The 20,382-nt window shown below is 46.0% G+C and carries 16 protein-coding genes; 13 read left to right on the forward strand and 3 right to left on the reverse strand.

Translation table 11 applies throughout. From position 1 onward, the window contains the following. The first annotated feature begins 237 nt into the window (after positions 1-237). Both IE103_RS03060 and IE103_RS03065 read left to right on the forward strand, forming a co-directional pair. Entirely contained in the window at positions 238-1,884 is a 1,647-nt protein-coding gene (locus IE103_RS03060) for a tetratricopeptide repeat-containing response regulator (protein ID WP_189344511.1), read from the forward strand. Further along, a complete protein-coding gene (locus IE103_RS03065; protein WP_189344512.1) occupies positions 1,881-2,513 on the forward strand; it encodes a sensor histidine kinase in 633 nt (210 codons plus the stop codon). The genes IE103_RS03060 and IE103_RS03065 overlap by 4 nt, the downstream gene beginning before the upstream one ends. A gap of 7 nt (positions 2,514-2,520) precedes the next feature. On the opposite strand, the gene IE103_RS03070 is transcribed toward IE103_RS03065, so the two are convergent. The 3 genes from IE103_RS03070 to IE103_RS03080 all read right to left on the reverse strand — a co-directional run bounded on the left by IE103_RS03070 (position 2,521) and on the right by IE103_RS03080 (position 5,905). Next, positions 2,521-3,033 carry a GNAT family N-acetyltransferase gene (locus tag IE103_RS03070; RefSeq protein WP_189344513.1) on the reverse strand — a complete coding sequence of 171 codons (513 nt, stop codon included), beginning with the start codon at positions 3,031-3,033 and terminating at the stop codon, positions 2,521-2,523. Between the two features lie 122 nt (positions 3,034-3,155). Next, on the reverse strand, positions 3,156-4,103 hold the full coding sequence (locus IE103_RS03075; protein ID WP_229827118.1) for an MBL fold metallo-hydrolase: 948 nt from the start codon (positions 4,101-4,103) through the stop codon (positions 3,156-3,158). Positions 4,104-4,522: 419 nt separating this feature from the next. Further along, positions 4,523-5,905, reverse strand: coding sequence for a hypothetical protein (locus tag IE103_RS03080; protein ID WP_189344515.1), 1,383 nt, complete (start codon positions 5,903-5,905; stop codon positions 4,523-4,525). A gap of 278 nt (positions 5,906-6,183) precedes the next feature. On the opposite strand from IE103_RS03080, the gene ubiU reads away from it, so the two are divergent. The 11 genes from ubiU to IE103_RS03135 all read left to right on the forward strand — a co-directional run bounded on the left by ubiU (position 6,184) and on the right by IE103_RS03135 (position 20,368). Next, positions 6,184-7,188 (forward strand): ubiquinone anaerobic biosynthesis protein UbiU, encoded by a 1,005-nt coding sequence (gene ubiU / locus IE103_RS03085; RefSeq protein ID WP_189344516.1) that lies wholly within the window; start codon positions 6,184-6,186, stop codon positions 7,186-7,188. Positions 7,189-7,550: 362 nt separating this feature from the next. Continuing rightward, positions 7,551-8,456 carry a ubiquinone anaerobic biosynthesis protein UbiV gene (gene ubiV / locus IE103_RS03090; RefSeq protein ID WP_189344517.1) on the forward strand — a complete coding sequence of 302 codons (906 nt, stop codon included), beginning with the start codon at positions 7,551-7,553 and terminating at the stop codon, positions 8,454-8,456. Between the two features lie 10 nt (positions 8,457-8,466). Next, complete coding sequence (ubiT, locus tag IE103_RS03095) at positions 8,467-8,913, forward strand: ubiquinone anaerobic biosynthesis accessory factor UbiT (protein ID WP_229827033.1); 447 nt, start codon at positions 8,467-8,469, stop codon at positions 8,911-8,913. A 25-nt stretch (positions 8,914-8,938) separates the two neighbouring features. Continuing rightward, complete coding sequence (locus IE103_RS03100) at positions 8,939-9,373, forward strand: putative zinc-binding protein (RefSeq protein ID WP_189344518.1); 435 nt, start codon at positions 8,939-8,941, stop codon at positions 9,371-9,373. A 153-nt stretch (positions 9,374-9,526) separates the two neighbouring features. Continuing rightward, complete coding sequence (locus IE103_RS03105; RefSeq protein WP_189344519.1) at positions 9,527-10,672, forward strand: NnrS family protein; 1,146 nt, start codon at positions 9,527-9,529, stop codon at positions 10,670-10,672. A 140-nt stretch (positions 10,673-10,812) separates the two neighbouring features. Continuing rightward, the gene (locus IE103_RS03110) at positions 10,813-12,069 is read left to right on the forward strand and encodes a cysteine desulfurase-like protein (RefSeq protein ID WP_189344520.1); all 1,257 of its coding nucleotides are present in this window, start codon (positions 10,813-10,815) and stop codon (positions 12,067-12,069) included. Between the two features lie 12 nt (positions 12,070-12,081). Next, a complete protein-coding gene (locus tag IE103_RS03115; protein ID WP_189344521.1) occupies positions 12,082-12,984 on the forward strand; it encodes a 5'-nucleotidase in 903 nt (300 codons plus the stop codon). A gap of 301 nt (positions 12,985-13,285) precedes the next feature. Next, entirely contained in the window at positions 13,286-14,812 is a 1,527-nt protein-coding gene (gene amaB, locus IE103_RS03120; protein ID WP_373295221.1) for an L-piperidine-6-carboxylate dehydrogenase, read from the forward strand. 311 nt (positions 14,813-15,123) lie between these two features. Further along, the gene (locus IE103_RS03125; protein WP_189344523.1) at positions 15,124-16,161 is read left to right on the forward strand and encodes a phosphotransferase; all 1,038 of its coding nucleotides are present in this window, start codon (positions 15,124-15,126) and stop codon (positions 16,159-16,161) included. A gap of 18 nt (positions 16,162-16,179) precedes the next feature. After that, entirely contained in the window at positions 16,180-17,502 is a 1,323-nt protein-coding gene (locus IE103_RS03130; protein WP_189344524.1) for an aminotransferase class III-fold pyridoxal phosphate-dependent enzyme, read from the forward strand. Positions 17,503-17,941: 439 nt separating this feature from the next. Next, positions 17,942-20,368, forward strand: coding sequence for an alpha/beta hydrolase family protein (locus tag IE103_RS03135; protein WP_189344525.1), 2,427 nt, complete (start codon positions 17,942-17,944; stop codon positions 20,366-20,368). Positions 20,369-20,382: the final 14 nt, after the last annotated feature.

A 20,382-nucleotide genomic window follows, 5' to 3' on the forward strand; every position in this document is an offset into this window, starting at 1 on the left:
TTTTTATGCATTCCACCTAGCTCGGCTAATTTATCGTGGCTAACATTATGAAGCTAAGCAAATGCTGTTAACCACAACTGCCCAGCTGGTCAGTCTATTTGCATCAGCTAGTGTAGTTCGTTACATCACCAGCGATGATGTGTTTTTGTTGACGCGTTTTAGTTGACGTTCTATTGAATCATAGTCGATCCGCTCCTTCGCGAATCGAAACAGATAGTAAAGGCGAGATGAGACCAAATGCTTAATACTACAGCAAACCAATCTCCAGTCGTTTCCTTCTCGGATAAAAAGGTATTGATACTCGACGACATGCCCGATATGCGCACCACTATGCGTAATCAAGTGCAATCACTCGGTGTAAGCAATGTCAGCCTCGCCTCGAATGTCAAAGAAGCGCTGAATCAAATTCAACAAAAAAGTTTTGACATTATTTTTTGCGACTACTACCTCGGTGAAGCAACTGATGGTCAGCAGTTCTTAGAGTATTTGCGCACGAACAATGCGATTAGCCGCGCCACCTTATTCATCATGATAACCGCTGAAACCGGCTTTAATAGCGTCATCACAGCAGCCGAATGTATGCCCGATGATTACTTGCTTAAACCATTTACTGGTGAAACCTTAAAGCTACGGCTAGAACGCTTATTGGAACGCAAAACAAGACTTGCCGCGATTGATAAATTACAAGACAAAGGTGCGTGGCCAGAAATCATCAAAGCATGTGACGAAATTATTGCGTGCAAAGATAAATACATTGTTGATGCGATGCGAATTAAGGGCAATGCCTTATTGATGCTGCATCAAATCGATGCAGCAATTCTGTTCTATCAAAACGCATTGAAGATACGTGAAATGCCGTGGGCCAAACTTGGTTTAGCGCGCGCACTCAAGTTCAAGGGTGACGGGGAACAAGCTGGGCAATTATTAGAAGGTCTGATTACAGAGAATCCACGATTACTAGCAGCCTATGATTTGCTAGGCAAAATTCATAGCGAATCGGGCGATACAGAAAAGGCCTTAAGCGTACTCGACAGTGCCTGCAAAATAGCACCCCACTCGCTCGCTCGCCAACGCTCGATCGCGAATCTAGCAGAATCAACGGGCGACTTTGCCAAAGTCGATAAAGCACTGAGCATCGTCGTCAAGCAAACTAAGAATTCACCACTACGCGATTCAAAAGACTATGCCAAACTATGCAATGCGTTAACCGAAACCGGCGAATTAGAGCGTGCAGTCAACGTGATCAAAGACGCAAAAGATCATTTCAAAGAAACCACAGAAATGAAATTTTTAGCAGCTTACGAAGCGGTTGCACAGAGCAAATTGGGCAATAAAGATTTGGCAGAAAAAGCCTTAGAGCTTGCACTAACCGATGATGGTAGCATTCCCACCGAAGCGACTAGCTTGGCATTGGCAAAAGCCTGCTTGGCACAGAACAAACAAGAACTGGCGTTTAACATCCTCAAAGCAGCGGTACAAAACAATCCCGACTCGAACAAACTGCAAGAGGATATCGGTGCTATTTTTAAAGATCATGGCGGCGCAGATGTCGCGAAACAATTGATCGAGAGTTCCGTCAAAGAAGTGATTAACCTGAACAATGATGCGGTACAAAAAGCCCGTGCAGGTCAATACACTGAAGCTGCAGCGATGCTTACGGAGGCGGCGCTGCGCTTACCCAATAATTTACAGATTTTATCCAACGCAGCACTATCGATTTTGATGGATGTGTTCACAAATGGATTTGATCTAACTAAGTTTACTCGCGCCAAAGAGTTTCAAGATGCGGTCGTCGCGCAAAATGATCAGTATCCCAAGCTCGCAGAGATTAACGCGTTTCAAATTAAAATTCAAAGCAAATATCGACAGGAAATTGGCGAATGACTACGCGTGATATTTTTTCTGAAATTGCCGCTCTACATATCCATGATGTTAAAAATAATCTCGCGCAGTTAGCCGCAGAAGCGGATGCCCGCGGCGATTTAAAGAATCGCGAACTTGCGCTCCGCTCTTCACAAACACTGACCCAACTTCTGTGCTTTTATCGTTCTGAAACTCACAGCTTGCACGTGCAAATCGAAGCGCAAGATCCACATGAGTTGATTGCCGATCTCGTTCGACTCTATGCGAGTCAACATCAAGTTCCGACTGGGTGCACAATCGAAACCCAGCTTTCGCATGCACCAGAACTATGGTTCTACGATGCCAATCTGATTCAAATGGTATTAGCAAACGCCTTACAAAATGCGCTACGCTACACGAAGAAAAAAATTATCATCAGTATCAACGTGCAAGACGATTATCTTGAAATTTGTGTACAAGATGATGGTGATGGCTATCCGATTACGATGCTAGAAACGGCAATAGAAAACGTTCCAGTCAGTGCCGCTGGCACTGGTCTAGGACTGCGTCTAGCGCATAAGATTGTGGCGCTGCATACAAATCAAGGACGCGCTGGCGAGATAACTTTATCCAACTACCAAGGCGCGCGCTTTAGCTTGCGACTGCCGTAACTAGCAACTAAAACTTCTTTAGCATCCATACTGGACAAGCGCAGTGACCGGTATTCCCCATCGGTTGGTCAATATAGGCAAATCCCATCTTCTTGTATAAAGCTTGCGCCGCCAGCATATTGGGCAAGGTTTCTAAATAGCATTGGGTATAGGCCATTTTCTTGGCGTCTTCAATGCATCGCTCGATTAATTTTTGCCCCAATCCTAAACCACGCGTTTGGGGCAGCAAATACATTTTCTGTAATTCGCAAACCTCCGCTGGTGCACCTGGCAAACTACCAAATCCGCCACCCGCGACAACTTCTCCGTTTAGCTCGACAACATAATACTTGCCTTTATCTTGCTGATAATGTTGGTACATATAGTCTAAAGATGGATCGGCATAGGCTGATCCGACTTTGGGCACCTCCATCTCAAGCAACACACTACGAATCACGCGCGCAATTGCGGCATTGTCTTGTTCTTGGATTTCACGAATGAATGGAACATCTTGATTTGGTATGGTTGAAGCAATTGTCATAATTTAAGAATTAAAAGGGAGCAAAAAAATAGCACATAAAAAAAACGGCAGATATAGATCATATCTGCCGCTACTCAATTAAGAAATACGAACTTTGCTATCGCAAAAATTAATAGTTGGTTTTACTTCACTGGCACATAGTTAACTGGAACCCATGCGTAAGCTTTTCCTTCTTTGCGTACATAGCCCAGACCTGGAAATGATAAATGCGTCGCTCCTACCATATAGCCTTGCTTCGCCGCGTCGGCATAGGCTTTGAGCCGCTGTGCCATGGCGGCCTTGCTATCGCTATCAAATGAAATTGTCACAGTTGGATTTTCAAACTGCACCGCCGCAACGTGCATCAAATCACCCCATAGCATCAGCTTTTTCCCTTTGCTCTCGACAGCATACACACTATGCCCTGGTGTGTGACCACGCGCTGCGATTGCTTTTACGCCAGGAACCAATTCCGTATCGCCATTAAAGGTTTTAAACTTTCCTGCTTTGACATAAGGATTTATCGATGCCATCGCCCCTTGGAAAGCGCCCTTCGCTTCAGCTGGCGCTTTATCCATATTTGCTTGACTCAACCAGAAATCCGCATCGTGCTGATCAGCTCTGACGATCGCATTTGGAAACGCTAATTGATCGCCATTCATCAAACCACCAACGTGATCACCATGCATGTGCGTGATATAGACTTCATCGACTTGTTCCGGCGTATAACCAGCAGCTTTTAAACTATTCGCCAAACGCCCCAAAGTTGGCCCAAACAAAGTCGCCGCACCAGTATCAATCAAAACTAATTTGCTTCCTGTATTAATCAAATACCCGTTCACCGAAGTTGCAGTTGGTGTGCTCAGATGATGTTTTTGTAGCGCCTTGATGGTTTTTTCAGGCTGTGTATTCGTCAGCAGTTTATCGACAGGTAAAGCGACTACGCCATCAGACAGAGCGGTAACTTCGAAATCGCCCAACATCACACGGTAATAACCAGGCGCTGCCGACTTCGCCATCGGCGCATCAGCGAAAGCTGGCGTACTTGCCACAGTCGTGCCAGCAGTCAATGCTGCCAAGGCAAAAGCCATACTAGATAAACGGAATTTCATAATCACTCTCCAAATTAGGTTGATGAAAACGGTAATGACACTAAATCATGCCAATTGCAAACGATGGTATTTGGCTAGAATTTGAGACTGGGGATTATGAGGCTAAAAATAAAAGTTTGCTGGACGCGACTATTTTCACCATGTCAGTGAATACATGAAGCTAACACAAAAACACTCCAGCCAAACCACAGACCAACACAACAAATCAGTAAGATTTTGCAGCATACATCACGCTGAAAATCGAACCCGAAGATAGACAAAAGCGATGACTAAACTGAGTATCGAAAATCCAGCGCGCTTGGCTTTGAGTTTGACGTTGAATTTGAATTTGAGTTTGAGTTTAAGTTTGAGTTTAAGGTCAATGCTGGTACTGGCATTAAGCTCAAAGGCGCTCCAAATTAATTACCAAATAAACTCTTTAGCAAATCAGTCGCTTTACCTTTCTTTTCTTCTTTCTTTGGCGGTGACTTCTCGCCCATGTCACCCATACCACCTAAGATCGAAGTAAACGTCGACTTCACACGTACCTTGGTTTGCCAATCTGGCTCCCATGCGATCTTAGGATCTTCTGGCCGTGGTGGATAGGCAAAATACGCATCCGAGCCATAGGCAATCATGCGCAACATTCCGCCACTTCCATCAGGAAAAATTCCTTTCGGTACAGCACACTGTGTCGCATTCGCTGGCAAGATCACCTTTTCTTTAATCCATTTATCGATATCTTGATTCGATTGATAGTCCAATAAGCCAAAGCCAAAATCGGCAAGTTCACTCGATGTCCAAACAATCATTTCACCGCTGGCATCTTCACCCGTATTGCCATCCGATTTGCCACCCATCACTGCAAAAAAATAACCACGCGCATGCGGAATCGATTTCCATTCCAATGCAATCGCGCCCTCTTTTTTGCTTTGCTTTAGTTCTATCGCGGGCATCAAATCTTGTGGCGCACCTAGATTCACTTTAAAACTCTCAGGAATACCATTGCCGACAAACTGATGCTGTCCAATCAAGGATGCGGTATCAGGCACTTTTCTGTCGTCGACCTTATTCGGCCAAGCTGGATGTCCCGGCTGCGAGCGCGCGCCTTTTGTGGTTTTGCCGCGCATTACGAAAAATTTTGCGTAATCCTCTAATGATGCGGTCGCGATATCCAAGCTACGTGGCTGACCTGGACGGATAGTGTCACCACAGCCCCAATAAACGGAAATTTTTCCCTTTGGTTTTTCATACGTCGGTTCGATAGGATTTTCATCGACTGGTATGTGCACTGGCTTCTCTGGCACTGGTGCATTTAATTGCAAACTCTCACCTAAACTCATGACACTAGGAATAAGTTGCTTCGCTTCACTCAGTCCGGGATTTTTACTGGTATACACCGAAATATCAATAAACTTGCCACCAGCAAAACCCAGCCCGTGTGTATTACCAAATACATTGCCGCGATCGCTAGCACCACCAATTGCTCCTTTCGCCATGCCAGTCAAGGCACCAAAAAATCCACCACCCGATTGCGCTCCCTGCGCGGCACCAGCCATCAAATTGCCGCCAGGCATATCACTCGCAGTGGTGGCGACATCAATATATGCCAAGGCGAATGGCGGCTTCACAACTTGGACGACTTCTTTAGCAGCAGAGGATTTGATTGGAGCGGCGGCTTTATTTTTTGTCTGCGCCAAACTTGTCTGTGACAAAGTCGACAAACCAACGGCAATAAAAAATAAACTAAGCGTGGTCATGCGATACGGAATACGAACATCAGAACGGCTAGGTTTCATCATTGACTCCATTCAAGTTAGCAAACGACAAACTTCATGATGTGACGAACTGTGAACAAACTATGACTGCAATATGGACGCAGCCTATGCGCTGAGAAATATGGTGACATATTCGTCCCAAGTAAGCACTTCATCATAGCCTAAAAAATAGGCAAAGCTATAGATCTGTCTTCACTATCAATAAAGCAGACTGCACTTAGTACAACAGAACCACTGAGCATCCATCATTTCATTGACCTAAGACAAAGACGGCTAGCATCCCTATCGCTACCATCTTGCGCATGAAAACAATCGATCTCGTAGCGCCCGCTGGCAGCTTAGTTGCGCTCAAAGCCGCCATCGACAAAGGCGCGGATGCCGTCTATTTAGGCTTACGCAATGCCACCAATGCGCGTAATTTTGGTGGTCTCAATTTTACCGATGCCGATATCCGGCTTGGTGTCGAATACGCCCATCAGCGTGGCAAGCAGGTACTGTTCGCCATCAATACCTATCCGCAAGCACAAAAAGCGCAAGAATGGCACGCTGCCATCGATACCGCGGTTTTACTAGGAGCCGACGCCATCATTTTGGCCGACCCCGGTTTGATGGCGTATGCACGCCATCGTTATCCCGACGTACGGTTGCATTTATCGGTACAAAGTTCATCCACCACCGTCGATGCGATTGAATTAATGCGCGAACAATTTGGCATACGCCGTGCGGTGTTACCGCGCGTGCTAACGCTAACAGAAATCGAAAAAATCATACGTCAGACTGAGGTAGAAATTGAAGTATTTGGCTTTGGCAGTTTGTGCGTGATGGCGGAAGGACGTTGCCTATTATCGAGTTATGTCACTGGCGATTCGCCTAACAATAAAGGCGTCTGCTCACCTGGGCACGCAGTCAGTTGGGAAGAAAAAGATAAGGTTTTATCCGCACGTTTGAGTGGTACTTTGATTGATCGCTATGCACCGAATGAGGCGGCGGGTTATCCGACTTTGTGCAAGGGTCGCTTTGAGGTTGAAGGTCAAGTCGATTACGTCTTGGAAGAGCCGACGAGTTTAAATGCGATTGGCCTATTGCCACAGTTGCTCAAAATGGGCGTGAAAGCAATCAAGGTCGAAGGTCGTCAACGTAGTCCGAATTATGTATCGCAAGTGGTTGGCACCTTGCGTGCAGCTTTAGATTCTGCCGAGCGTGATCCTGAGCGGTATACGGCAAGACCGGATTGGAATGCGACCTTGGCCAAACATGCTGAGGGGGCGCAGGTGACGCAAGGGGCGTTCGAACGTCCCTGGAAGTAAGAGCAGTTTATAAATCCAATCTCAGGGACGCATTACTGCCTTGCCAATGCTCGCAATACCGACGTATTGCTGTGCTTGGCGCCTTGTACTGCATCCCTGACATTGAATTTCTAAACTACTCTTGGTACTACTGTAATCTAATTAAGAACACGAAATCCCCTCTCCCGCAAGCGGGAGAGGGTTAGGGTGAGGGCGGTTCAGAAAATGCACAAAACAACGTAATAAGGGTAAAACCCGCGGTGCACTTACATTGGTCACGCGTGCATCACGTCTTGGCGGCGCGGGTTGCCCCCGCCCTACAAAAGAATACTATTTCGCCACATACACTGCCCTTTATTTGAAAATATAAACAAAGCGAACTTATGAAACTCTCCCTCGCACCACTATCCTATTACTGGTCTAAAGAAGCCACGATGCGGTTTTATGTAGAGGCGATGCATTGGCCTGTGGATGTTATTTATCTGGGTGAAGTAGTGTGTTCACGTCGGCATGTCATGCGTTTGCCGGATTGGATTAGTTTGGCGAAGGCTTGTCGTGATACGGGGAAACAGGTTGTTCTTTCTACCTTGACCTTAATCGATAACCAAGCAGATCGCCGCGCCATGCATAAATTGATCGATGCCGCAGCGGCGGAAGACTTGCTAATCGAGGCGAATGACTTTAGCGCGGTGCGCGCGATGCAAGGACGGCCTTTTGTCGCTGGTCCGCATCTCAATGTGTACCATACTGGCACCTTACAATGGCTACGTGAGTTAGGTGCGATGCGTTTTACGCCGCCGATCGAACTCAGTGGTACTGATCTTGCTGCTTTACAAGCGCAACGTCCAGAAGGTTTAGAAACCGAAGTACAAGTTTGGGGACGCATGGCGCTGGCATTTTCGTCACGCTGCTTCACCGCACGTCATCATCGTCTGCGTAAAGATAATTGTGAATTTCGCTGTGAACATTATCCCGATGGTTTGGCCTTGCAAACCCGCGAGCACAGCGATTTTTTAACGATAAACGGCATACAAACCCAAAGTGCGAATTGTCTCGATCTAAGCCCGCAAATTCCTACGTTGAAGAACTTACAGGTGGATATTTTGCGCCTGCAAGTGCAATCCAAAAACATGGAACAAATTGTTCACGCCTTCGACACCGCGCGCCGTCGCGAACAAGCAGCTGTGATTGACGCGCAATTTTTACCGCCACAAGCAGAACGCTGTAATGGATACTGGAACGGCAGCTCTGGCATGCAATGGCAAACTATACCGATTCAAGCAATTTAATTTCGAGTTTATGATGAACCTCACTGAATTTCGCTTTCCCACCGTCTTCGAGAAAATCGGCCAACGTCTGCCCTCACCTATTGCGGGTGCGCCTTTGATGTTGATGCTAGAACTTGCGCGCCAACGTAGTTGGCTGATCGCACCGGAAAATCTATATGGCAGAACCTTTCAAATTCAGGTCGAAGATCTCGGCCTACGTCTATGCTTCCGTTGCGACCAAGGCCGTTTTAAGGCGATACCATTTCAAACAACTGACGTTAGCCTCAGCGCCTGTGCCATGGATTTCTTAAAACTTGCCACTGCCTTGGAAGATGCAGATACACTATTCTTCCGCCGCCGCTTAAAAATCGAAGGTGACACGGAATTGGGGATTGCGGTGAAATATTGGATCGATGCGAGTGAACGTCCAGCATGGCTAAATCGGCTTGCAGAAAAATTGACTGCGAGCGCGACCTAAGCGACAAGTATTCAATTGCACGCCCATGTCAAACAACACATCCATCTCAGCACAACTACCTTTGGTATATTCCTGTTCCGGCTGTTCTAGCGTCGCACAACTCGCTAACGATTGTGCACTCGATTTAGATAGAACTGGCCGTGCGCAAATGTCTTGCATTAGCGGCGTTGGTGGAGGCGTTCCATCCTTGCAAAAGCTAGCTCACTCAGGTCGCCCGATTTTAGCTTTAGACGGCTGCGCACTTGCTTGCGTCAAAGCCTGCTTACAACAAGCTGGCGTGAGCGCCACCGTGCATTTGATTCTGAATCAAGAAGGCGTGCGCAAACACTTTCATACCGAAGCGCATCCGGATGAGCGTGCCCATATCAGCAAGGTGATTGATCAAGGCTTGATCGAATTACATCGAATTGCATCGACTTGCAAATCAAACACAATTCAACAAAACTTGACCGACATCTAGTTTTTTCTCGTCCAAGTGCAGCTGCACTGGCACTCCCCCGCGCGAAGACTACACTTTCAACATCGCTCTTGTTCTCCGTCAAAACACGGCCGAGCGTTTGAGATTATGCTGTTTACCATTCCCTATGCACCACCCTAGCCTCAAGAGATTGCCATGAAACGCCTAGCCCTTGCTCCTCACCGTCTGTATTTTTTTCTCGGTGCGATTGCTGTATTGATTTTATTTTCATGGTGGTGGTTACATCTACAAAGTGGTCGAAACTTGGCTGTGCCTTTGCATGCCTTGTTGATGCCTTTAGGCGTTTTCCCTTTATTCATTTTGGGTTTTACATTCACTGCTGGGCCAAAGTGGTTAGCTGTAGATGAACCACCGCATAATTTTTTACTACATGGCGGTACTTATTTCGGTGGCCTGGTATTGGTCTTAATTGCATCCAGCTTAGAACTCCCTCCTTTACGCATGTCGGGCTTTGCTTTGACGTTGGCGGCTTGGTGCGCAGTGACTTTACGTTGGGCGCGGCTGGTGATCCATAGTCAAGTAAAAGATAAACGCCATCCACAAGCATTATTGTTGGCAATGGGTGGCGGCGTGTTGGCGATATTTTCAGCCTTGTTGTGGAGTGCTGGTTTAAGTGATGCTTGGATCGCAGCGCGTCAGTTAGCTTTTTTTGCCTTCTTGTTACCGGTATTTTTGACAGTCTGCCATCGTATGCTGCCCTTCTTTAGTAGCAATGTGATCAAGCCTTACACCATGTGGCGTCCATACTGGTTATTAGGTTCTTGGATCGCTGCTTGTTGGGGCTTGGCGATTGCTGGCATTTTAGGCGCGCACGTAATCGAAGCGATGATCGCGACTTTGCTCAGTTTTAGTTTTGCCAATACTTCATGGCGCTGGGGTTTATTCCGCAGCTTGCAAAATCGTTTATTGGCGATGTTGCATTTATCCTTTGCTTGGCTTGCGATTGTGTTCGCCTTGCAAGCAGCAAGCGCGTTCGGTGCGCAAATAGGTTCGGCAATGGTACATGCTTTGGCTTTAGGTTTTATGGGCACCATGTTAGTTGGTTTCGTGAGCCGCGTGAGCTTTGGGCATAGTGGTCGTCCGCTGCAAGTGAATAATTTATTATGGGCGATTTACCTTTGTTTACACCTTGCCGCTTTGTTACGGGTTGCCGCGAGTGTGACGACGATTCCCTATATGATGAACTTATCCGCTAGCGTTTGGTTACTACTTTTGCTTTCTTGGGTTGGCTTGATGTTGCCTATCTATATCAAGGCAAGAGCTGATGGGCAGGCGGGTTAAGCATAAGCCTATCCCCTCTCTTCATAATTGTAATTGATTGCGATTGATCGCAAATGTTTGCTAGCGATTGCCGCTGATTCCATTCGCTGGCTGAATCATGGTATGTTTATGCCCGTTTCTACTTTGGCATCGACACGCACATGCAAGCATTTACCCCGAATGAAATCAAGGCTGTTCGCGCTGAATTTCCTGCGCTTCAAATTACCGAACAATGCGTTTTTTTCGATAACGCTGGCGGCTCTCAAGTTTTAAAAATCGTCGCAGATCGAATTCACGACTATTTATTGAGTAGCAGCGTGCAACTAGGCGCTAGTTACGCAACTTCAAGCCTCGCCAGCACAAGAGTGTTAGAGGCGAGAAAGGCGATTGCTGAATTCATCAACGCCGCAGACGATCGCGAAGTAGTGATGGGCGGTTCAACTACCGGCCTCATGTTTCAACTGATACACGCGATCCTACCGAGTATCCAAACTGGTGATGAAATCATCGTCACAAATACCGACCACGAAGCGAACATCGGTGCTTGGAAACGCTTGCAGCAAGCTGGTGCTGTCATCAAAATCTGGCAAGTGAACACCGACACATTGCGGCTCGATTTAGATGACTTAGATAAATTACTTAGCGCTAATACGAAATGGTTGGCAATGACTTTTGCATCGAACGTGCTAGGCACGATCAATCCAATTGCCGAAGTCGCACGCCGCGTGCATGCGTTTGGCGGACGTGTCTGTGTCGATGCGGTCGCCTATGCGCCACATCGTTTGGTCGATGTACAAGCAAGTGGCGCTGATGTCGTCGTTTTTAGCTTTTACAAAGTATTTGGACCGCACTATGCCATTTTGTGGGGAAAATATGATCTCTTACTCAAGCTCTCCAATCTCAACCATTTCTTTATCACCGCAGACAATCTGCCTTACAAACTACAACCAGGCAATGTGAATTTTGAATTGTCATATGGCTGTCAAGGCATCGCTGACTATTTGGTCGCGATGGGCGAACGATTTGGTGGTGTAGGTAATCGTCGTCAATTGATGCAATTCGCCTTCGATAAGTTTGAGGCGCACGAAAATTATTTAGCGCAGAGATTATTAGATTTTTTAAACGCCAAATCGAGCGTGCGCATCATCGGTATGCGCCAAGTTCACGAAGGTGAAAACACGCGCGTTCCGACGATTAGCTTTGTCGTTCAAGGCACGCAGTCAGAAAGTATCGTGCGGTATATCGACCAGTTTCATATCGGCATACGGTTTGGTGATTTTTATGCGCGCCATCTGATCACTGCTCTAGATTTAGAAAAGCACGGTGGCGTCGTGCGCGTTTCAATTGCACACTACAATACCGTCGAAGAAATCGATTTATTGATTTCTCATCTGAACAAAATACTTCCCACTATCTAAGCAAATACACACATGCCTTATTCACTCGACAAATTATTAGTGATCGGAATTTCTTCACGGGCTTTGTTTAATTTGGAAGTCGAAGAAGCGATCTTTCAAGATCAAGGTTTGGACGCTTATCGCCAACACCAGTTAGCGCACGAAAATGAAATCCTCAAACCAGGTGCTGGCTTCGCTTTGGTGAAAGCACTATTAAAACTCAATCAACTAACAGCGGATAAGCGACTGGTCGAAGTGGTGATTATGTCGCGCAACTCTTCAGAAACCTCGCTACGCATTTTCAATTCGATAGCACATTACGGCTTGGATATTAGTCGTGCCGTGTTAGCAGGTGGCGCTTCTTTGTCGTCGTATTTGCAAGCGTTTAATGTCAGTCTATTTTTGTCTTTGCACGAAGATGATGTACAAGCAGCGATCAATGCTGGCGTGGCAGCAGCGCTACTGTATCAACTAGCAGAAAATGTGGTGGATCTTGAACAAATTCGGATTGCCTTCGATGGTGATGCTGTGATTTTTTCTGATGAAGCGGAAAAAATCTACCAATCACAGGGTATCGAAGCCTTTGAGCAACATGAGCGCGAGAATGCAAAGAAACCACTACCGGAAGGACCATTCGCTCGCCTACTGATTGCCCTATCGTATATTCAAAACAACTTCAAAGCGCCAGATGGACGCGCTTTACCTTTACGCACTGCCTTGGTGACAGCACGATCTTCGCCTGCACACGAACGCGTGATTCGAACTTTGCGAGCATGGAATATCGCGATTGACGAAACTTTCTTTATGGGTGGTGTCAACAAATCGGCTGTGCTCGCTGCGTTCAAGCCGCATATGTTTTTTGATGATCAGCATGGTCATTGTGTACATGCTTCAAGTGTCGTGCCCACTGGTCGCGTGCCTTACAAACAAGATTAAATAACAGGAAAAGTGTAATTCCATTGTGTCACCAAGTCATAACTTTATGTCCTTTGTTGCCAAGCACTAAAATCGCTACACTAGAAATCAACAGCACTTTGGTTTGAAACCTAGGCTTAATTACACTAGTAAAAAAGTTGCCTGTGAACATATTTGCATTGTGTAATGCGACAACGATGTTGATACTACTGACTATTTAGTGGTCAATTAGCGACTACTTAGTGGCTACTTATTTACTATTTGATGGCTCGTAATGCGGTCCAAACGCAATCCTATAACTATTCTACAAAATCAATAATCAATGAACGCTATGACATCCACAATTCAAAACTTATTTATCGAACTCGGCGTTACGCTTGCTGACTATGAAGGCAATGATATTGCCAGTATTTCACCGATTAATGGCTTACCACTCGCAAGCTTACGCGCCGACAATGCGACACAAGTCGCACAAAAAATTGACCGCGCCCACAACGCATTCTTAGCGTGGCGCAAAGTACCGGCACCGCGTCGTGGTGAATTGATCCGCGTATTTGGCGAAGAACTCCGCACACATAAAACCGCCTTAGGTCAACTCGTTACTTTGGAAGCAGGAAAAATTCTGCAAGAAGGTTTGGGTGAAGTACAAGAAATGATCGATATCTGCGACTTCGCAGTTGGTCTGTCACGCCAGTTATACGGTTTAACAATCGCCTCGGAACGCCCCGGTCATCGCATGATGGAAGTCTGGCATCCACTCGGCGTAGTGGGCGTGATTTCCGCGTTCAACTTCCCAGTCGCGGTTTGGGCTTGGAATGCCGCACTCGCCTTTGTTTGCGGCAACAGCGTGACGTGGAAACCATCTGAAAAAACACCATTAACCGCACTAGCAACCCACGCCTTATTTATGAAGGCAGTCGCACGCTTCAATGCAAGCAGCAATGATGCGCCAGACGGTTTAGCAGAATTGATTATTGGCGCACGCGACACTGGCGCACAAATGGTAGAAGACAAGCGTGTCGCTTTGGTCTCTGCCACTGGTAGCACGCGCATGGGACGTCAAGTCGCTGAAGTCTGTGCCAAACGCTTGACGCGCACAATCTTGGAATTAGGTGGAAATAACGCGATGATCGTTGCGCCAAGTGCCGATTTAGAAATGGCGGTACGGGCAATTACCTTTTCAGCGGTCGGTACCGCAGGCCAACGCTGCACCACCTTGCGCCGCTTGTTCGTGCATGACAGTATTTACGATACGCTAGTGCCACGTTTAAAGAAGATATACGCAGGCCTACCTATTGGCAATCCGCTAGAAAAATCGACCTTGATTGGACCGTTGGTGGATCAAGCCGCCTTTGAAGCGATGCAAACTGCCTTGAATGCAGCAAAGGCTGACCAAGGCGTTGTCTTTGGCGGAGATCGTGTGATCGTCACAGGCTCAGAAACCGGCTATTACGTGCGCCCTGCCATCGTAGAAATGCCAAGCCAAACTGCGCACATGCACCATGAAGTATTTGCGCCGATTATGTACATTGTGCGCTACCAAAATTTGCAACAAGCCGTAGACTGGAACAATGAAGTGCCGCAGGGTTTATCGTCCAGCATCTTCACCACCGATATGCGCGAAGCGGAGTTGTTTATGTCGGATGTTGGCAGTGATTGCGGCATCGCCAACGTCAACATCGGCCCCTCAGGCGCAGAAATTGGCGGTGCATTTGGCGGTGAAAAGGATACTGGCGGCGGTCGTGAATCTGGATCGGATGCATGGAAAGCTTATATGCGACGCTCGACCAATACGATCAATTACAGCCATTCTTTGCCTTTGGCGCAAGGGATTAGTTTTGATATTTGATTGTGGGGCCGTTTAGAAAATTGAACGACAAATGATGAGGTAAGCAGAAATTTTTATTTAAGACCTACAGTGCTTGAATTTTGCAATCCCCTCTCCCGCATGCGGGAGAGGGTTAGGGTAAGGGCGATTCAGAAACATAAAGGCCTGAATAACTCTTAACAATAAATTCTAATTTTTCATATTGCATTACTTTATCCGAACCAAAAAACCCCTCATCCCCAGCCCTTCTCCCGCTTGCGGGAGAAGGGAGTTTCTAACTTACACGGCTATCGCAATTTTAAGTAACTGCAGCATTAATCCCATCATAAACAATGCAAACCATCACCCCAGCACAAGCATTAGCCATAGTCGAGCAACACTGGCAAATAACAGGCACCGTCAAAGAACTACCTTCTTACGCTGATCGCAATTTTAAGATTCAAACCCCGCAGGCAAATTACGTTTTTAAAATCGCTAATCCAAATTGGTCGTATGCCGATCTTGATATTGAAAATGCCGCCTTACTGCACCTTGCCAAAACCTGTTCAGATTTGGCATTGCCGCAAGTGATGATAAGTCAATCTGGTCAACACATTCTGCCACTCACCACAGCAGACGGACAACTTTGTCACATGCGCCTACTCAGCTTTGTCGAAGGTGATATCTATGCAAATGTCGCGAAACGCAAAGAGCTTGATCAGCAAACGCTACAAACCAGTTTGGGTGTGGCAATTGGTAAATTAGATCGCGGCTTACAGAACTTTGAACATCCTAGTATGGATAGATATGTTGATTGGAGCATCAGCAATTTACCAGCGCTACGCGATGAGATTGCTTACATAGAAGAACACGATTTACGCGAATTGGTAACGCGCCATACAGATTATTTTGCCGAACATGAAGCGACTTGGAAACAATCTTTACCGATGTCGGTGATTCACAATGATGCTAACGACTTTAATGTAATCGTCGCCGCAGATGTGAATAACAACACAAACACCCAACTACGTGTCAATGCGATCATCGATTTTGGTGATATGTGTCGACATCTGCGCATCGTTGATCTGGCGATCACCATCGTCTATGCTTTACAGCATGTAGAAGAAGATGCCGAGGTACGTAATTGCATCTTAGCGATATTGCGAGGTTATCAGTCGCAATATCCCTTAACCGAAGCAGAAATCCGTGTTTTGCATCACCTAATTATGGCGCGTCTGAGTCAAAGTATTTTGATGGCAACGCGTGCATATCGCCGCAATCCCGACAACGACTACATTATGGTTTCACAAAAAGGTGTGCGTCGTCTGATCCGTCAACTCGATGCCATGAATTACCACGAATTACAGCACTTATTTTTAAGCGTACTTTAAATTCACTGATAACCCATCATGCCCACAACTGTCGCCCCAATTCCCAACCGCAGCCCAAGTGAAATTATCGCGCTGCGCCGTCAGCACATCAATCCAACTTTAAGTATGTCATACCAACAGCCCTTAAAAATGGTGCGCGGTGCTGGTGCATATTTATACGACCAAGAAGGAAATGCCTATCTCGATATGGTGAATAATGTCTGCCATGTTGGACATTGCCATCCATCGGTGGTCGCTGCTGGTCAAGCACAGATGGCACAACTCAATACCAACACGCGCTATCTGCATGACAATATTGTGGAATACGCGAAGCGACTCAGCGCAACTTTTCCGCCAGAATTATCAGTGGTATTTCTCACTAATTCTGGTACCGAAGCGAATGATCTAGCCTTACGCATCGCAAAAACCTATACCCAAGCCAATGACATTATCGTAGTCGATCATGCCTATCACGGCAATTCGCCGACCATGATAGAACTGAGCCCCTATAAATTTGACGGCAAAGGTGGGCGCGGTCGACCAGCTCACATCCAAGTAGCAGAAATACCAGATGATTATCGCGGGCGTTTCCGTAAAGATGATCCACAAGCAGGTTCGCATTATGCGCAAGACTTACAACGCGCCATTGCCGCAATTCATGCGCGTGGTGAAAAACCTGCCGCTTTTTATTGCGAGTCCGTACTTGGTTGCGGTGGTCAAGTCGTGCTCCCAGCTGGTTACCTAGAAGCAGCGTATGCTCATGCACGCGCGGCTGGCGCAGTCTGCATTGCCGATGAAGTCCAAGTTGGTTTTGGTCGAGCAGGCGATCACTTCTGGGCATTTGAAGCACAAGGCGTGGTGCCAGATATCGTCACCATGGGCAAACCCATAGGCAATGGCCATCCGATGGGCGCAGTCATCACCCGCCCCGAAATCGCACAAGCTTTCATCACCGGCATGGAATACTTCAACACCTTTGCAGGAAATCCCGTCTCTTGCGCGATCGGCTTAGCAGTGTTGGATGTGATTGAACAAGAAGGCTTACAAGCCCACGCCAAGCAAGTTGGCGACGTTCTATTACAAGGGCTAAATGAATTAAAACAGAAACATACCCTAATCGGGGATGTTCGCGGCATGGGATTATTTATCGGCGTCGAGTTGGTGAAAGATCGTCACAGCCTCGAACCGGCGACCGCAGAAGCCAATACCATCATTGAGTTCTTAAAAGCGCACCGCATCCTACTTTCGACAGATGGGCCTTACGACAATGTCTTAAAACTCAAACCACCGATGGTGTTTAGTATGGATAATGCGAGAGAATTTTTGTGGCGACTGGATCAAGCACTTTTTTCAGTTTCTTAAGTCTGAGCTCGACTTATAAGCTCTTTGAGAAAATCAATGTTTTTGGGGCGAGTTGACTTTCAAACTCGAAGGACCAAATAGATCCCCAAATTAGCGTGACAAGCTAAGCCATAGCGTATCACAGTCATTGGCTTATCTTTCCGCAATATATCGGCATTTGCAATTTCGTGATCCCGCTTTAAGCATCGACAAGCTTCACCATCACACTCTACTAATTGAACTCTACATCGCGATTTTAACGAACGAACAATAGTTTTAATTTAGTTATATAAATATAGCTAATCAAAAACAATCCAAATAACAATTAAATGAAAGTGACCACGTGAGATTCAATTGTTTTTTGGAACTATTATTACATTTTGAGCTCTGAGACTTGTTAATAAAGATAAATAATATTCTCGAATAAGATCAATTCCACACATCTCTAGGATAAAACTCTATGAAAAAAAATCTTACTATGTTGATTCTGGCTAGCAGCATCGCCAGTATCGGGATCAGTTCAACTGTTATTGCACAAGAAAATCTGCCTTACCAAAAACCACCACAGTCAATTCTTGCGCTAGCTGACGTTGAGCGCGCGCCTGCGGTGAGTATGGACTCGAAGAAAAATGTCATGTTGTTGACGTATCGCAGCACGTTCAAAACGCTCAATGAGTTAAATCAATCCGAAATGCGTTTGGGTGGATTACGAATTAATCCTGTGACCAATATTTCTAGTTCAGTCAACTACATTAACAATCTGAAATTGCGCAAAGTCAGTGATAGCGTGGAGCAGCAAGTCAAAGGCTTGCCAAAGGATGCGCTTATTACGAATTTAACGTGGTCACCAAATGAGAAGAAAATCGCGTTCACCCACACCACAAGCAATGCTGTTGAGATATGGGTAATTGATGTCGCCAGCGCCCAAGCAAAACGCTTAAGCACGGCGAAACTCAATGCAAATTTAGACAATCCTTTTATCTGGTTTAAAGACAGTGAAAATCTTTTGGTAAAAGTATTGCCAAAAAATCGCCCTGCGTTACTTGATTCCAGCAAGGATTTACCAACTGGTGCGATTATTTCAAACGCTGACGGTAGCGTTTCACAAAACCGTACTTATCCAGATCTACTAAAGAATCGTAACGACGAAATTAATTTCGAAAATATCGCTAGCTCTGAATTACACAAAGTGAATATCAATGGTACGAGCAGCTTGTGGAAGAAAGCAGATATGTATGCGGGCGAAAGCTTTTCTCCCGACGGCAAGTTAGTGATGCTAACTACAATTCAAAAACCGTTTTCTTATATTGTTCCGGTCAATCGTTTTCCTAGTAAAACAATTGTCACAGACCTTACAGGTAAACCAATCAAAACGGTCAATGAAGTTCCGTTGACTGAAACTATGCCAAAGGGATTTAGTGCGACACGTGAAGGTAAACGCAATATGGTTTGGCGTGCAGATAAGCCTGCAAGCTTGAGCTATGTGGTTGCACTGGATGGTGGTGATCCGGCGAAAAAAGTCGATTATCGCGATGAGGTGTTCAGCTGGGACGCACCTTTCGATCAAGCTCCAAAATCACTGATCAAAACAGCACAACGATTTTCTAATATTATCTGGGGCAATGATAAGTTAGCCGTCATTACAGACTCTTGGTATGACACGCGCAACGAGAAAACTTATTTCTTCAATCCATCGAATCCGGCAGAAAAAGCGCGTTTAGTATTTGATCGCAATTCACAAGACATCTACGCGAATCCAGGTCGCTTCGAAACCAAGCGCAATCAATATGATCGTCGTGTGCTCGCAATTGAAGATAATAAAGCTTACTTGATCGGCGCTGGTCACAGCAAAAAAGGGCAATTCCCATTCATCGACGCGATGCAGATTGATAGCTTGGAGAAAACTCGCCTATATCAATCTACTTACACCGACAAAATTGAGAACATTCAATCGATAGAAGATTTCGCTAAAGGCGATGTCTTGGTGCAGATTCAATCAAAGAATGAATATCCGAATTTCTTCTTCCGTAACATCAAGAACAATCAGCTAAACGCGATTACACAGTTCAAGAATCCGTATGAAGGTTTGAAAGACGTTTCCAAAGAAGTCATTAAGTACACACGTAAAGATGGCGTACAACTGTCTGGCACTTTGTACTTACCTGCGGGCTACGACAAGAGCAAAAAGGAAAAACTTCCTCTATTGATTTGGGCATATCCAGCAGAATTTAAAGATAAAGATTCAGCAGGTCAAAGCACACATAATCCAAACGCATTTACTGCACCTAGTTACGGTTCGTTTATTTACTGGGCGACACGTGGCTATGCAGTTTTGGACGATGCAGCCTTCCCTATCATTGGTGAAGGCAACACCGAACCGAACGATAATTTTGTACCGCAATTAGTTGATAACGCGGAAGCTGCAATCGATGCGGTCGATGCACTCGGTTATATCGATCGCAAACGCGTGGCCGTCGGTGGTCACTCCTATGGCGCCTTCATGACAGCCAATTTATTAACCTACTCAAAATTATTTGCTTGCGGGATTGCGCGTAGCGGTGCCTACAATCGTACCTTGACACCATTCGGCTTCCAACGCGAACAGCGTAATTATTGGGAAGTGCCAGAGGTCTATACTAAGATGTCACCATTCATGAATGCCGACAAAATGAAAACGCCTATCTTGTTAGTTCATGGTGAGGCCGACAATAATCCTGGTACATTCACCCTGCAAACAGAGCGTTATTTCCAAGCATTAAAAGGCTTAGGTGCGCCAGCTCGTATGGTGATTTTGCCGAAAGAAAGTCACGGTTACGCGGCAAAAGAAAACATCTTGCACCTATTGTGGGAACAAGATCAATTCTTGGAAAAGTGTTTAAAGAAATAAGCTACTGCAAATGA

It is taken from the genome of Affinundibacterium macrobrachii (genome assembly GCF_014652415.1).
Taxonomy (GTDB): Bacteria; Pseudomonadota; Gammaproteobacteria; order Burkholderiales; family Burkholderiaceae_D; genus Undibacterium; species Undibacterium macrobrachii.

Bases quoted from the DNA above. Each gene is read 5' to 3' on its own strand.
- IE103_RS03115 (WP_189344521.1), top strand. From the start codon at position 12,082: ATGCCTTATTCACTCGACAAATTATTAGTGATCGGAATTTCTTCACGG.
- IE103_RS03135 (WP_189344525.1), top strand. From the start codon at position 17,942: ATGAAAAAAAATCTTACTATGTTGATTCTGGCTAGCAGCATCGCCAGT.
- IE103_RS03065 (WP_189344512.1), top strand. From the start codon at position 1,881: ATGACTACGCGTGATATTTTTTCTGAAATTGCCGCTCTACATATCCAT.
- IE103_RS03130 (WP_189344524.1), top strand. From the start codon at position 16,180: ATGCCCACAACTGTCGCCCCAATTCCCAACCGCAGCCCAAGTGAAATT.
- IE103_RS03125 (WP_189344523.1), top strand. From the start codon at position 15,124: ATGCAAACCATCACCCCAGCACAAGCATTAGCCATAGTCGAGCAACAC.
- IE103_RS03110 (WP_189344520.1), top strand. From the start codon at position 10,813: ATGCAAGCATTTACCCCGAATGAAATCAAGGCTGTTCGCGCTGAATTT.
- IE103_RS03080 (WP_189344515.1), bottom strand. From the start codon at position 5,905: ATGATGAAACCTAGCCGTTCTGATGTTCGTATTCCGTATCGCATGACC.
- IE103_RS03105 (WP_189344519.1), top strand. From the start codon at position 9,527: ATGAAACGCCTAGCCCTTGCTCCTCACCGTCTGTATTTTTTTCTCGGT.
- amaB (WP_373295221.1), top strand. From the start codon at position 13,286: ATGAACGCTATGACATCCACAATTCAAAACTTATTTATCGAACTCGGC.
- IE103_RS03075 (WP_229827118.1), bottom strand. From the start codon at position 4,103: ATGGCTTTTGCCTTGGCAGCATTGACTGCTGGCACGACTGTGGCAAGT.
- ubiV (WP_189344517.1), top strand. From the start codon at position 7,551: ATGAAACTCTCCCTCGCACCACTATCCTATTACTGGTCTAAAGAAGCC.
- ubiU (WP_189344516.1), top strand. From the start codon at position 6,184: ATGAAAACAATCGATCTCGTAGCGCCCGCTGGCAGCTTAGTTGCGCTC.
- IE103_RS03100 (WP_189344518.1), top strand. From the start codon at position 8,939: ATGTCAAACAACACATCCATCTCAGCACAACTACCTTTGGTATATTCC.
- IE103_RS03060 (WP_189344511.1), top strand. From the start codon at position 238: ATGCTTAATACTACAGCAAACCAATCTCCAGTCGTTTCCTTCTCGGAT.
- IE103_RS03070 (WP_189344513.1), bottom strand. From the start codon at position 3,033: ATGACAATTGCTTCAACCATACCAAATCAAGATGTTCCATTCATTCGT.
- ubiT (WP_229827033.1), top strand. From the start codon at position 8,467: ATGATGAACCTCACTGAATTTCGCTTTCCCACCGTCTTCGAGAAAATC.